Annotated in this window: 12 protein-coding genes; 10 read left to right on the forward strand and 2 right to left on the reverse strand. The window is 60.7% G+C overall.

The window, feature by feature from the left end; genetic code table 11:
* Positions 1-90: 90 nt before the first annotated feature.
* Both tsr and hpaR read right to left on the reverse strand, forming a co-directional pair.
* Positions 91-1,755 carry a methyl-accepting chemotaxis protein gene (gene tsr / locus ACERY3_RS14720; RefSeq protein ID WP_058840575.1) on the reverse strand — a complete coding sequence of 555 codons (1,665 nt, stop codon included), beginning with the start codon at positions 1,753-1,755 and terminating at the stop codon, positions 91-93.
* An 83-nt stretch (positions 1,756-1,838) separates the two neighbouring features.
* A complete protein-coding gene (gene hpaR / locus ACERY3_RS14725) occupies positions 1,839-2,279 on the reverse strand; it encodes a homoprotocatechuate degradation operon regulator HpaR (RefSeq protein WP_023334396.1) in 441 nt (146 codons plus the stop codon).
* 269 nt (positions 2,280-2,548) lie between these two features.
* On the opposite strand from hpaR, the gene hpaG reads away from it, so the two are divergent.
* The 10 genes from hpaG to ACERY3_RS14775 all read left to right on the forward strand — a co-directional run bounded on the left by hpaG (position 2,549) and on the right by ACERY3_RS14775 (position 12,802).
* Positions 2,549-3,826: a 4-hydroxyphenylacetate degradation bifunctional isomerase/decarboxylase gene (gene hpaG, locus ACERY3_RS14730; RefSeq protein ID WP_058840500.1), complete on the forward strand. Its 1,278-nt coding sequence runs from the start codon at positions 2,549-2,551 to the stop codon at positions 3,824-3,826.
* The gene (hpaE, locus tag ACERY3_RS14735) at positions 3,823-5,289 is read left to right on the forward strand and encodes a 5-carboxymethyl-2-hydroxymuconate semialdehyde dehydrogenase (RefSeq protein WP_058840499.1); all 1,467 of its coding nucleotides are present in this window, start codon (positions 3,823-3,825) and stop codon (positions 5,287-5,289) included. The genes hpaG and hpaE overlap by 4 nt, the downstream gene beginning before the upstream one ends.
* 2 nt (positions 5,290-5,291) lie before the next feature.
* Complete coding sequence (gene hpaD / locus ACERY3_RS14740; protein WP_039262285.1) at positions 5,292-6,143, forward strand: 3,4-dihydroxyphenylacetate 2,3-dioxygenase; 852 nt, start codon at positions 5,292-5,294, stop codon at positions 6,141-6,143.
* A gap of 9 nt (positions 6,144-6,152) precedes the next feature.
* Positions 6,153-6,533, forward strand: coding sequence for a 5-carboxymethyl-2-hydroxymuconate Delta-isomerase (locus tag ACERY3_RS14745; RefSeq protein WP_143347564.1), 381 nt, complete (start codon positions 6,153-6,155; stop codon positions 6,531-6,533).
* Positions 6,534-6,654: 121 nt separating this feature from the next.
* The gene (gene hpaH, locus ACERY3_RS14750; RefSeq protein ID WP_045355040.1) at positions 6,655-7,458 is read left to right on the forward strand and encodes a 2-oxo-hept-4-ene-1,7-dioate hydratase; all 804 of its coding nucleotides are present in this window, start codon (positions 6,655-6,657) and stop codon (positions 7,456-7,458) included.
* Between the two features lie 10 nt (positions 7,459-7,468).
* A complete protein-coding gene (gene hpaI / locus ACERY3_RS14755; RefSeq protein WP_373225905.1) occupies positions 7,469-8,266 on the forward strand; it encodes a 4-hydroxy-2-oxoheptanedioate aldolase in 798 nt (265 codons plus the stop codon).
* 21 nt (positions 8,267-8,287) lie between these two features.
* Positions 8,288-9,640, forward strand: a complete 1,353-nt coding sequence (gene hpaX, locus ACERY3_RS14760) for a 4-hydroxyphenylacetate permease (protein ID WP_048978976.1) — start codon at positions 8,288-8,290, stop codon at positions 9,638-9,640.
* Positions 9,612-10,532: a 4-hydroxyphenylacetate catabolism regulatory protein HpaA gene (gene hpaA / locus ACERY3_RS14765; RefSeq protein WP_058840495.1), complete on the forward strand. Its 921-nt coding sequence runs from the start codon at positions 9,612-9,614 to the stop codon at positions 10,530-10,532. The genes hpaX and hpaA overlap by 29 nt, the downstream gene beginning before the upstream one ends.
* 177 nt (positions 10,533-10,709) lie before the next feature.
* Complete coding sequence (hpaB, locus tag ACERY3_RS14770) at positions 10,710-12,272, forward strand: 4-hydroxyphenylacetate 3-monooxygenase, oxygenase component (RefSeq protein ID WP_033144556.1); 1,563 nt, start codon at positions 10,710-10,712, stop codon at positions 12,270-12,272.
* Positions 12,273-12,289: 17 nt separating this feature from the next.
* A complete protein-coding gene (locus tag ACERY3_RS14775) occupies positions 12,290-12,802 on the forward strand; it encodes a 4-hydroxyphenylacetate 3-monooxygenase reductase subunit (protein ID WP_047173281.1) in 513 nt (170 codons plus the stop codon).
* Positions 12,803-12,932 lie beyond the last annotated feature (130 nt).

The raw sequence follows: 12,932 nt of genomic DNA on the forward strand, positions 1-12,932 counted from the left end.
TATCGCCCGGTGGCGCAGCGCTTACCGGGCCTACAACAACCTTCCATAGGCCGGGTAAGGCGCAGCCGCCACCCGGCACAACGCACCGGGTTAGAACGTTTCCCAGTTATCGCCTGAATCGGCAGTCGCGGTTTTACGCGCCATCACCGGCGAGGAAACCGCTTTAGCCGCAGCGAACTCGCGCGCTTTCATCTGCTCCTGCTGAATGCGGAACACCGCCACGGCCTGAGTCAGACGGCTCGCCTGCTCTTCCAGTGCGGCGGCCGCTGCGGCAGATTCCTCAACCAGCGAGGCGTTCTGCTGGGTCACGCGATCCATCTCAGCTACCGCCAGACCCACCTGGTCGATACCGCGGCTCTGCTCGTCAGACGCAGAGGCGATTTCACCCATGATGTCCGTTACGCGGGTCACCGCGTTCACGATCTCACCCATGGTTTCACCGGCGCTTTCGACCAGCGTTGAGCCCACTTCCACGCGGCCCACGGAGTCTTCAATCAGGCTCTTGATCTCGCGAGCCGCCTGGGCGCTGCGCTGGGCCAGATTACGCACTTCACCTGCCACCACCGCAAAACCACGACCCTGCTCGCCCGCACGCGCCGCTTCTACCGCCGCGTTCAGTGCCAGAATGTTGGTCTGGAAGGCAATGCCGTCGATCACGCTGATAATGTCGGCAATTTTCTGCGAACTGCCCGCGATATCACGCATGGTCTGCACCACGTTATCCACCACTTTGCCGCCTTTCTGCGCGGTTTCAGAGGCGCTCAGCGCAAGATGGCTCGCCTGTCGGGCGTTTTCGGCGTTCTGCTTAACGGTCGCCGTCAGCTGCTCCATGCTGGCAGCGGTCTCTTCCAGAGAAGCGGCCTGCTGTTCAGTACGGGAAGAGAGGTCGTTGTTGCCCATCGCAATTTCGCTCGCGCCGCTGTAGATAGCGTTGGCGCCGTTACGCACGTCGCCGACGGTACGCACCAGCTCACCCTGCATATGACGCAGCGAGTCGGCCAGTTCACCCATCTCGTTGGTGCCCTGAACCTCAATGCGCTTCACCAGATCGCCGCTGGCGATATGGCGAATGTTGTCGATAAGACGATTCAGCGGAGAGATCAGCGTCTGCTTGATGTTGAGCCAGACGGCCACGATCACCACCAGCACGGCAATCAGGACGCTGATCAGCACCCAGATAGCCTGGCTGAAGGAGCTGTTGCTGTCTTCGACCGCCGTCTGATACAGCTTGTCGTTCTGCTGCAGGTAGCTCACATACTGCTTCTCAAAACCGTCCTGATAACTCTGGGTCGGCTGGTCGAAGAAGGCGTTGATTTTGCCGGCACCCAGCAGCTGAATCAGCTCCGCCAGCGCGCCGTGGTAAATATCATAGTTACGCTTGATCTCCATGGCATCCGCATCGCTTTGACGCGGATCGCGCGGCAGGGCTTCGTAGGCAGCCCAGTTTTTTTCCGCCTGTTTCAGAGACGTAGACGCGATTTGCATCAAATCGTTAACGGTCGCGCCGCTGCCGATATTGCTCTGATCCATCATGTAGCGGATACCCGCGCGGTTCAGGGTATTACGGGTTTGCAGCAACGCTACCCAGCTGGCGTTCAGCGTGGATTGTTGCTGGCGAATGGTTTGCAGGACGGTGAAATTCTCTTTGTCATTCTTAAGGGCATTAAAGAAAAGACCACCGGACGTGAGTTGTAAAAGGCCAAATATCGCTAAAACCAGCATTAAGCTGGTGACAATCTTGATACGGTTTAACATGTTTTCTCTTTCCTCAGACAGATACAGAATTTTCGGCCTGGAAAGGGAAAACTTTACGAAAATCATCCTGGAATTTGTGGTTTTTACTCTTCTTCCCGCGCTGCGTTATGCCGGTTTCCGAGTTCAATAAACTCTTCCAGCAGCGCCGTCAGCTGTTTCATCTTCTCCGGCGTGTATTCCGCCTCGATCTGCTGATACGCCTCTTCGACCTGCGCCTGGGCGTGTTCATACAGCGCATTCCCCTCTTTGGTCAGCGATACGTACAGCTTGCGCTGGTCGTTCACCGGCTTTAGGCGCAGCACCAGGCCGTCGCGCTCCATCCGCGTCAGAATACCCGTCAGGCTCGGGCGCAGGATGCAGGTGCGAAACGCCAGATCGTGAAAATCCATCGACGGATGTTCAGCCAGCACGCGCACAATGCGCCACTGCTGCTCGGTCAGATTATGGCGCTTCACGATCGGGCGGAAGTACGACATCGCCGCTTCCCGCGCCTGCAGCAGCGCGATGGTTAATGAGTCATGCATAGCCTCTCCCCGCTAGTCATTAACAAGTAAACAATCACTAAAAGATGCTTTTATAAACAATACGTTTTCCGTCAAAAAGTCTAACAGAAACCCGTCAATTTTATTAAGCACATGATTTTATTATCAATAAACCCAATATGTAAATTTATTGTTATTCCCATCACAAATCTTTCACTTCTGATTGCGAAATAAACAGCAAAAGCATAAAACCAGATCATTAACATATTAACGAAATTACAACCCGGACCGCCGGGGTGAGGAGTATGTGAATGAAAGGTACCGTTTTTGCCGTCGCCCTCAACCATCAAAGCCAGCGTGAAGCCTGGCGTGAGGCCTTTGAAAAAGCTCCGTACAACACGCCGCCGAAAACGGCGGTGTGGTTTATCAAGCCGCATAACACGGTGATTCGCGCGGGCGAGCCGATCCCCTTCCCGCACGGGGAAACGATGCTGAGCGGCGCGACGGTGGCGCTGGTGGTGGGCAAAACCGCCAGCAGGGTACGCGTGGAGGACGCCGCGGAGTACATCGCGGGCTATGCGCTCGCCAACGAGGTGAGCCTGCCGGAAGAGAGCTTCTACCGCCCGGCCATCAAGGCCAAATGCCGGGACGGATTTTGCCCGCTCGGCGAGCTGGTCGCCGTTGATAACGTGGATAACCTGACCATCATCACCGAGATCAACGGCCGCGAAGCGGACCACTGGAGCACGGCCGATCTTCAGCGCAGCGCCGCCGAACTGCTGAGCGCCCTGAGCGACTTCGCCACCCTCAATCCCGGCGATGCAATCCTGCTTGGCACCCCGCAAAGCCGCGTTGAGATCCGCCCGGGCGATCGCGTGCGTATTCTGGCAGAAGGCTTTCCGCCGCTGGAAAACCCGGTGGTGGATGAGCGCAACGTCACTGTTGCGCACAGCACGCCGCCGCACGCCACGCTGTTTGCCCTCGGTCTGAACTATGCCGATCACGCCAGCGAGCTGGACTTCAAGCCGCCGACCGAGCCGCTGGTATTTATCAAAGCGCCAAACACCTTCAACGGCGACGGCCAGACGTCGGTGCGCCCGAACAATATCGAATACATGCACTACGAGGCGGAGCTGGTGGTGGTCATCGGCAAAACCGCGCGTAAGGTCAGCGAAGCCGAGGCGATGGACTGTGTTGCGGGCTATACGGTCTGCAACGACTACGCCATCCGCGACTACCTGGAAAACTACTACCGCCCGAACCTGCGGGTAAAAAGCCGCGACGGGCTGACCCCCATTTCCCCAAACATCGTGCCAAAAGAAGCCATCCCCGATCCGCACAACCTCACCCTGCGCACCTTCGTCAACGGCGAGCTGCGCCAGGAAGGCACCACGGCGGATCTGATCTTCAGCATTCCGTTCCTGATTGCGTACCTGAGCGATTTTATGACCCTGCAGCCGGGCGACATGATTGCCACCGGCACGCCAAAAGGGCTGTCCGACGTGGTGCCGGGCGATGAGGTGGTGGTGGAAGTGGAGGGCGTGGGACGCCTGGTGAACCGAATTGTCAGCGAGGAGACTGCAAAATGAAAAAGATTAACCACTGGATCAACGGTAAAAACGTCGCCGGAAGCGAGTACTTCCACACTACCAACCCGGCCTCCGGCGAGGTATTAGCGGAAGTCGCCGCCGGCGGTGAAGCTGAAGTTCACCAGGCCGTCGCCGCCGCCAAAGAGGCGTTCCCGAAGTGGGCCAACCTGCCGATGAAGGAGCGCGCGCGCCTGATGCGTCGTCTGGGCGACCTGATCGACCAGAACGTGCCCGAGATCGCCGCCATGGAAACCGCCGACACCGGCCTGCCGATCCACCAGACCAAAAACGTTCTCATTCCGCGCGCCTCGCACAACTTCGAGTTCTTCGCCGAGGTGTGCCAGCAGATGAACGGCAAAACCTACCCGGTCGACGACAAGATGCTCAACTACACCCTGGTGCAGCCGGTGGGCGTCTGCGCGCTGGTGTCGCCGTGGAACGTGCCGTTTATGACCGCCACCTGGAAGGTCGCGCCGTGCCTGGCACTCGGAAACACCGCGGTGCTGAAGATGTCTGAACTCTCCCCGCTGACCGCCGATCGTCTGGGCGAGCTGGCGCTGGAGGCGGGCATTCCGGCGGGCGTGCTCAACGTGGTGCAGGGCTACGGCGCGACGGCAGGCGACGCGCTGGTGCGCCATCACGACGTGCGCGCCGTCTCCTTCACCGGCGGCACCGCCACCGGGCGCAACATCATGAAAAACGCCGGGCTGAAGAAATACTCCATGGAGCTGGGCGGCAAATCTCCGGTGCTGATTTTTGAAGATGCCGACATCGAGCGCGCGCTGGACGCCGCCCTGTTCACCATCTTCTCGATCAACGGCGAGCGCTGCACCGCGGGCTCGCGCATCTTCATCCAGCAGAGCATCTACCCGGAATTCGTGAAGCGCTTTGCCGAGCGCGCCAGCCGCCTGCGCGTGGGCGACCCGACCGATCCGAACACCCAGATTGGCGCGCTCATCAGCAAGCAGCACTGGGAGAAAGTCTCCGGCTACATCCGCCTTGGCATTGAAGAGGGTGCGACCCTGCTGGCGGGCGGCCCGGACAAACCGACCGATCTGCCTGCACACCTGAAGGGCGGCAATTTCCTGCGCCCGACCGTGCTGGCGGACGTCGACAACCGCATGCGCGTGGCGCAGGAGGAGATCTTCGGGCCGGTGGCCTGCCTGCTGCCGTTTAAGGACGAAGCGGAAGGCCTGCGCCTGGCGAACGACGTGGAGTACGGCCTGGCGTCGTACATCTGGACCCAGGACGTCAGCAAAGTGCTGCGCCTGGCGCGGAATATCGAAGCGGGGATGGTGTTCGTCAACACCCAGAACGTGCGCGACCTGCGCCAGCCGTTTGGCGGCGTGAAGGCCTCCGGCACCGGCCGCGAGGGCGGCGAGTACAGCTTCGAGGTGTTCGCGGAGATGAAGAACGTCTGCATCTCCATGGGCGACCATCCGATTCCAAAGTGGGGGATCTGACCATGGGTAAATTAGCGTTAGCGGCAAAAATCACCCACGTTCCGTCGATGTACCTCTCCGAGCTGCCGGGGAAAAACCACGGCTGCCGCCAGTCGGCCATCGACGGGCATAAAGAAATCAGCAAGCGCTGCCGGGAGCTGGGCGTGGACACCATCATCGTGTTCGACACCCACTGGCTGGTGAACAGCGCGTACCACATCAACTGTGCGGACCATTTTGCGGGCGTCTACACCAGCAACGAGCTGCCGCACTTTATCCGCGACATGACCTACGACTACGACGGCAACCCGGCGCTCGGCCAGCTGATTGCCGACGAGGCGGTGAAGCTCGGCGTGCGCGCCAAAGCGCACAACATCCCGAGCCTCAAGCTGGAGTACGGCACGCTGGTGCCGATGCGCTACATGAACGCGGATAAACACTTCAAAGTGGTCTCCATCTCGGCGTTCTGCACGGTCCACGACTTCGCCGACAGCCGCAGGCTGGGCGAGGCCATCGTCAGCGCCATCGAAAAATACGACGGCACCGTGGCGGTGCTCGCCAGCGGCTCGCTGTCGCACCGCTTTATCGACGACCAGCGCGCAGAAGAAGGGATGAACAGCTACACCCGCGAGTTCGACCGCCAGATGGACGAGCGCGTGGTGAAGCTGTGGCGCGAGGGTCAGTTCAAAGAGTTTTGCAGCATGCTGCCGGAGTACGCCGACTACTGCTACGGCGAGGGCAACATGCACGACACGGTGATGCTGCTGGGGATGCTCGGCTGGGACAAATACGACGGCAAGGTGGAGTTCCTCACCGAGCTGTTCGCCAGCTCCGGCACCGGCCAGGTTAACGCCGTTTTCCCGCTGCCCGCGTAAGGAGCCACCATGCCGCACTTTATTGCTGAATGTACCGACAACATCCGCGAGCAGGCCGACCTGCCGGGGCTGTTCGCCAAAGTGAACGAGGCGCTCGCCGCCACGGGCATCTTCCCCATCGGCGGCATCCGCAGCCGCGCCCACTGGCTGGACACCTGGCAGATGGCCGACGGCAGGCACGATTACGCCTTTGTGCATATGACGCTGAAGATTGGCTCCGGGCGCAGCCTGGAGAGCCGGGAAGCCGTGGGGGAGATGCTGTTTGCGCTGATCAAGGCACATTTCGCGGAGCTGATGGCCGACCGCTATCTGGCGCTGTCGTTCGAGCTCGACGAGCTGCACCCAACGCTCAATTACAAACAGAACAACGTGCACGCGTTGTTTAAGTAATACCGTCCCCTCTCCCTTTGGGAGAGGGTTAGGGTGAGGGGAAATCTCTGCGGCCTGATGCCCTCACCCCGTCCCTCTCCCACGGGGAGAGGGAGAAAAAAACATAAAACAGGATATCGCCATGCTCGACAAACACACCCATACCCTGATCGCCCACCGCCTGCATCAGGCGGAACAAACCCGGGAGCAGATCCGCGCGATCTCGCTGGACTACCCGGAGATCACCATTGAAGACGCCTACGCCGTTCAGCGCGAATGGGTCAGCCTGAAAATCGCCGAAGGCCGCGTGCTGAAGGGCCATAAGATCGGCCTGACCTCCAAAGCGATGCAGGCCAGCTCGCAGATTAGCGAACCGGACTACGGCGCGCTGCTGGACGACATGTTCTTCCACGACGGCAGCGACATCCCGGTCGATCGCTTCATCGTCCCGCGCATCGAAGTCGAGCTGGCCTTTGTGCTGGCAAAACCGCTGCGCGGCCCGAACTGCACCATCTTCGACGTCTACAACGCTACGGACTATGTGATCCCCGCGCTGGAGCTGATCGACGCCCGCTGTCACAACGTTGACCCGGAAACCCAGCGCCCGCGCAAGGTGTTCGATACCATCTCCGATAACGCCGCCAACGCGGGGGTGATCCTCGGCGGTCGTCCGATTAAGCCCGACGAGCTGGATCTGCGCTGGATCTCCGCCCTGCTCTACCGCAACGGCGTGATCGAAGAGACCGGCGTCGCCGCAGGCGTGCTTAACCACCCGGCGAACGGCGTGGCGTGGCTGGCGAACAAGCTGGCACCGTACGACGTGCAGCTTGAGCCCGGCCAGATTATTCTCGGCGGCTCGTTTACCCGCCCGGTGCCCGCCAGCAGAGGCGACACCTTCCACGTCGACTACGGCAACATGGGCTCCATCAGCTGCCGCTTTGTGTAAGGAGACAACCATGCAAAACGCATTCAAAGCGGCGCTGAAGGCGGGCCGTCCGCAAATCGGTTTATGGCTGGGGCTCACCAGCAGCTACAGCGCCGAGCTGCTGGCCGGGGCAGGCTTCGACTGGCTGCTGATCGACGGCGAGCACGCGCCGAACAGCGTGCAAACCGTCTTAACCCAATTACAGGCCATCGCGCCCTATCCCAGCCAGCCGGTGGTGCGCCCGTCGTGGAACGACCCGGTACAGATCAAACAGCTGCTGGACGTGGGCGCGCAAACCCTGCTGGTGCCGATGGTGCAAAACGCCGACGAAGCGCGGCTGGCGGTACGTGCCACCCGCTACCCGCCCGCGGGCATTCGCGGGGTCGGAAGCGCCATGGCGCGCGCCTCGCGCTGGAACCGCATCCCGGATTACCTGCAGCAGGCCAACGACGCCATGTGCGTGCTGGTGCAGATTGAAACCCGCGAGGCGCTAAAAAATCTGCCGCAGATCCTCGACGTTGAAGGCGTCGACGGCGTGTTTATCGGCCCGGCGGATCTGAGCGCCGACATGGGCTTTGCCGGCAATCCGCAGCACCCGGAGGTGCAGGCCGCCATCGAGCAGGCTATCGCGCAGATCCTCAGCGCGGGCAAAGCCCCCGGCATCCTGATGGCGAACGAGCCGCTGGCAAAACGCTACCTCGAGCTTGGTGCCCGGTTTGTCGCCGTCGGCGTCGACACCACCCTGCTCGCCCGCGGCGCCGAAGCGCTGGCGGCACGCTTTATCGAACAACCGGTTACGTCAGTTAATAACAATAAATCCGTCTACTAAACGTAAGATCTGGAGCGCACCATGACGACCTCTACCCTGCAAACCCATGATAATAAAGCTGTTGAACATCGCGCCATTAACAAGCTGTTCCGACGCCTGATCGTCTTTCTCTTTATCCTGTTTGTCTTTTCGTTTCTCGATCGTATCAACATCGGCTTTGCCGGGCTGACGATGGGCAAAGATCTGGGCCTTACGTCGACCATGTTTGGCCTGGCCGCGACGCTGTTTTACGTCACCTACGTGCTGTGCGGGATCCCGAGCAATATCATGCTGGCGAAGATCGGCGCGCGGCGCTGGATCGCCGGGATCATGGTGGTGTGGGGCATCGCCTCCACCTGCACCATGTTTGCCACCAGCCCTGAAACGCTCTACGTTCTGCGCATGCTGGTAGGCATTGCCGAAGCGGGCTTCCTGCCGGGGATTTTGGTCTACCTCACATGGTGGTTCCCGGCCTATCACCGCGCCCGCGCCAACGCGCTGTTTATGATCGCCATGCCGGTGACCATGATGCTCGGCTCGATCCTCTCCGGCTACATTCTGGCGATGGATGGGCTGTGGAACCTGAAGGGCTGGCAGTGGCTGTTCCTGCTGGAGGGGCTGCCGTCGGTGGTGCTCGGCGTGGTGACCTGGTTTTACCTCAACGACACGCCGGATCAAGCCACCTGGCTCGACGACGACGAAAAGCAGGCGCTGAAAACGATGATCGCCCGCGAGCAGGAGGTCGCCATTGCCCAGTCCGTCACGCCGCGATCGACGCTGCGCGAAGTGCTGACCCCGGCGGTGCTGCTCTACACGCTGGCCTACTTCTGCCTGACCAACACGCTCAGCGCCATCAACATCTGGACGCCGCAGATCCTGCAAAGCTTCAACACGGGAAGCAGCAATATCGTCATCGGCCTGCTGGCGGCGATCCCGCAGTTTTGCACCATTCTCGGGATGATCTGGTGGAGCCGACGCTCCGACAGGCTGAAAGAGCGAAAAAAGCACACCATCCTGCCGTACCTGTTCGCCGCGGCGGGATGGATGCTGGCCTCGGCCACCGATCACAGCCTGATCCAGCTGCTTGGCATCATTATGGCCTCAACCGGATCCTTTACCGCCATGGCGATATTCTGGACCACGCCGGATCGGGTGATTAGCCTGCAGTCCCGCGCGGTGGCGCTGGCGGTGATCAACGCGATCGGCAACGTCGGATCCGCCGTCAGCCCGCTGCTGATCGGCATTCTGCGTGATGCGACCGGCAGCTTCAGCTCCGGACTGTGGTTTGTGGCCGGGCTGCTGGTGGTCGGCGCGCTGGTGCTGACGCGCATTCCGATGACGCAGCGGGATCAACAGAGGAACGAGCATGTGCCAGAGCCCTATCGCCAACATTGATATCAGCAAGGAGTACGACGAAAGTCTGGGCACCGACGATGTGCACTACCAGTCGTTCGCGCGCATGGCGGCCTTTTTTGGCCGCGACATGCAGGCGCACCGTCACGACCAGTATTTTCAGATGCACTTTCTCGATACCGGGCAGATTGAGCTCCAGCTCGACGATCACCGCTACTCGGTGCAGGCCCCGCTGTTCGTCCTCACGCCGCCGTCGGTGCCGCACGCGTTTATCACCGAATCCGACAGCGACGGACACGTGCTGACGGTGCGCGAGGATCTGATCTGGCCGCTGCTTGAAGTGCTCTACCCCGGCACGCGGGAAGCGTTTGGCCTGCCGGGGATCTGCCTCTCGCTGGCCGACAGGCCGGACGAGCTGGCAGCGCTGAAGCACTACTGGCAGCTCATTGCCCGGGAATCCACGGAACAGCTGCCGGGGCGCGAACATACTCTGGTCCTGCTGGCGCAGGCGGTGTTTACCCTGCTGCTGCGCAACGCGAAGCTCGACGACCACGCTTCGGGCGGCATGCGCGGCGAGCTTAAGCTGTTCCAGCGCTTTACCCAGCTGATAGATGCCCACTACCACCAGCACTGGACGGTGCCGGAATACGCCAGCGAGCTGCACCTGACCGAATCCCGCCTGACCGATATCTGCCGCCGCTTCGCCAACCGCCCGCCGAAGCGGCTGATCTTCGACCGCCAGCTGCGGGAAGCCAGGCGGCTGCTGCTCTTCTCCGACAGCGCGGTCAGCGACATTGCCTGGCAGCTGGGGTTTAAGGACCCGGCCTATTTTGCCCGGTTTTTTAATCGCTTAGTGGGATGCTCGCCTAGCGCGTATCGGGCGCAGAAAGTACCGGTGTCGCCTGTTCCCCTCTCCCAAAGGGAGAGGGAGTAACCGTCCCCTCTCCCTTTGGGAGAGGGTTAGGGTGAGGGAAATCACACTCTGCGATCTCTCGCGAAAAGTACCCGCCGTTGTCCCAATCGTCCCTTCACGTTCCGCCCCTCTCAGGCTTCAATTAAACAACAAAAACAAAACATAAATTTAACAACCTTATTCCGATACGAGGTCCCTATGAAGCCTGAAGATTTCCGCGCTGATGCCAAACGTCCGTTAACCGGCGAAGAGTATTTAAAAAGCCTGCAGGACGGCCGTGAGATTTATATCTACGGCGAGCGCGTCAAAGACGTCACCACCCATCCGGCGTTTCGCAACGCGGCGGCCTCCATCGCACAGATGTACGACGCGCTGCACAAGCCGGAGATGCAGGACACGCTCTGCTGGGGCACCGACACCGGCAGCGGCGGCTATACCCACAAGTTCTTCCGCGTGGCGAAAAGCGCCGACGACCTGCGCCAGCAGCGCGACGCCATCGCCGAGTGGTCGCGCCTGAGCTACGGCTGGATGGGCCGCACGCCGGATTACAAAGCCGCGTTCGGCTGCGCGCTCGGCGCCAACCCGGCCTTCTACGGCCAGTTCGAACAGAACGCCCGCAACTGGTACACCCGCATTCAGGAAACCGGCCTGTACTTCAACCACGCCATCGTTAACCCGCCGATCGACCGCCACAAGCCGGCGGACGAGGTGAAAGACGTCTACATCAAGCTGGAGAAAGAGACCGACGCCGGGATTATCGTCAGCGGCGCGAAAGTGGTGGCAACCAACTCGGCGCTGACCCACTACAACATGATCGGCTTCGGCTCCGCGCAGGTGATGGGCGAAAACCCGGACTTCGCGCTGATGTTCGTCGCGCCGATGGATGCCGAAGGCGTGAAGCTGATCTCCCGCGCCTCTTACGAGATGGTGGCAGGCGCAACCGGATCCCCGTACGACTACCCGCTCTCCAGCCGCTTCGACGAGAACGACGCGATCCTGGTGATGGATCATGTGCTGATCCCGTGGGAAAACGTGCTGATCTACCGCGATTTCGACCGCTGCCGTCGCTGGACGATGGAGGGCGGCTTTGCGCGGATGTACCCGCTGCAGGCCTGCGTTCGCCTGGCGGTGAAGCTCGACTTCATCACCGCCCTGCTGAAGAAATCCCTGGAGTGCACCGGCACCCTGGAGTTCCGCGGCGTGCAGGCGGATCTCGGCGAAGTGGTGGCCTGGCGCAACATGTTCTGGGCGCTGAGCGACTCCATGTGCTCCGAAGCCACCCCGTGGGTCAACGGCGCGTATCTGCCGGATCACGCCGCGCTGCAAACCTACCGCGTGATGGCGCCGATGGCCTACGCGAAGATCAAGAACATCATCGAGCGTAACGTGACGTCCGGGCTGATCTACCTGCCGTCCAGCGCCCGGGATCTGAACAACCCGCAGATCGACCAGTATCTGGCGAAGTACGTGCGCGGCTCCAACGGCATGGATCACGTCGAACGCATCAAGATTTTGAAGCTGATGTGGGACGCCATCGGCAGCGAGTTTGGCGGCCGTCACGAGCTGTACGAAATCAACTACTCCGGCAGCCAGGATGAGATCCGCCTGCAGTGTCTGCGCCAGGCGCAGAGCTCCGGCAACATGGACAAAATGATGGCGATGGTTGACCGCTGCATGTCCGAATACGACCAGCACGGCTGGACGGTGCCGCACCTGCACAACAACAGCGATATCAACATGCTCGACAAGCTGCTGAAATAGCGCAGCGGGAGGTTGCAATGCATTCAGATGAACAACGCCTGCGTTTTCGCGACGCAATGAGCAGCCTGTCGGCGGCGGTTAATGTGATCACCACCGAGGGCGAGGCGGGCCGCTGCGGCATTACCGCCACCGCCGTCTGTTCGGTCACGGACACCCCGCCGTCGGTTATGGTGTGCATCAACGCCAACAGCGCCATGAACCCGGTATTTCAGGGCAACGGCAGGCTGTGCGTTAACGTGCTGAACCACGAACAGGAGATCATGGCTCGCCATTTTGCGGGGATGACCGGTATGACGATGGAGGAGCGCTTTGCCCTCTCCTGCTGGCAGAAAGGGCCGCTGGCGCAGCCGGTGCTCAAGGGCGCGCTCGCCAGCCTTGAGGGCGAGATTAGCCAGGTGCAAACCATCGGCACGCATCTTGTCTACCTTGTTGAAGTTAAGAACATCATTCTGAGTGACGCGGGACACGGTCTGATCTACTTCAAGCGCCGTTTCCACCCGGTCATGCTGGAGGCGGAAGCCGCCGTGTGATCCCCCCTTCGCGCTGGCCTTTTTTTCCGGCCAGCGCCGCTTTCTACAAAAACTCCTAAGGTTTCCGCTAAATCACGCCGTTATATACCCATAAGAGAAATTTTCTGTGACTGAATACTGACACCCTTTG

Source organism: Enterobacter cloacae complex sp. ESBL7 (assembly GCF_041679625.1).
GTDB classification, from domain to species: domain Bacteria; phylum Pseudomonadota; class Gammaproteobacteria; order Enterobacterales; family Enterobacteriaceae; genus Enterobacter; species Enterobacter asburiae_B.

Excerpts from the sequence above, each read along its gene's own strand:
- hpaI (WP_373225905.1), top strand. The coding sequence starts at position 7,469 with ATGCAAAACGCATTCAAAGCGGCGCTGAAGGCGGGCCGTCCGCAAATC.
- hpaE (WP_058840499.1), top strand. The coding sequence starts at position 3,823 with ATGAAAAAGATTAACCACTGGATCAACGGTAAAAACGTCGCCGGAAGC.
- ACERY3_RS14775 (WP_047173281.1), top strand. The coding sequence starts at position 12,290 with ATGCATTCAGATGAACAACGCCTGCGTTTTCGCGACGCAATGAGCAGC.
- hpaH (WP_045355040.1), top strand. The coding sequence starts at position 6,655 with ATGCTCGACAAACACACCCATACCCTGATCGCCCACCGCCTGCATCAG.
- hpaB (WP_033144556.1), top strand. The coding sequence starts at position 10,710 with ATGAAGCCTGAAGATTTCCGCGCTGATGCCAAACGTCCGTTAACCGGC.
- hpaR (WP_023334396.1), bottom strand. The coding sequence starts at position 2,279 with ATGCATGACTCATTAACCATCGCGCTGCTGCAGGCGCGGGAAGCGGCG.
- tsr (WP_058840575.1), bottom strand. The coding sequence starts at position 1,755 with ATGTTAAACCGTATCAAGATTGTCACCAGCTTAATGCTGGTTTTAGCG.
- hpaG (WP_058840500.1), top strand. The coding sequence starts at position 2,549 with ATGAAAGGTACCGTTTTTGCCGTCGCCCTCAACCATCAAAGCCAGCGT.
- hpaX (WP_048978976.1), top strand. The coding sequence starts at position 8,288 with ATGACGACCTCTACCCTGCAAACCCATGATAATAAAGCTGTTGAACAT.
- hpaA (WP_058840495.1), top strand. The coding sequence starts at position 9,612 with ATGTGCCAGAGCCCTATCGCCAACATTGATATCAGCAAGGAGTACGAC.
- hpaD (WP_039262285.1), top strand. The coding sequence starts at position 5,292 with ATGGGTAAATTAGCGTTAGCGGCAAAAATCACCCACGTTCCGTCGATG.
- ACERY3_RS14745 (WP_143347564.1), top strand. The coding sequence starts at position 6,153 with ATGCCGCACTTTATTGCTGAATGTACCGACAACATCCGCGAGCAGGCC.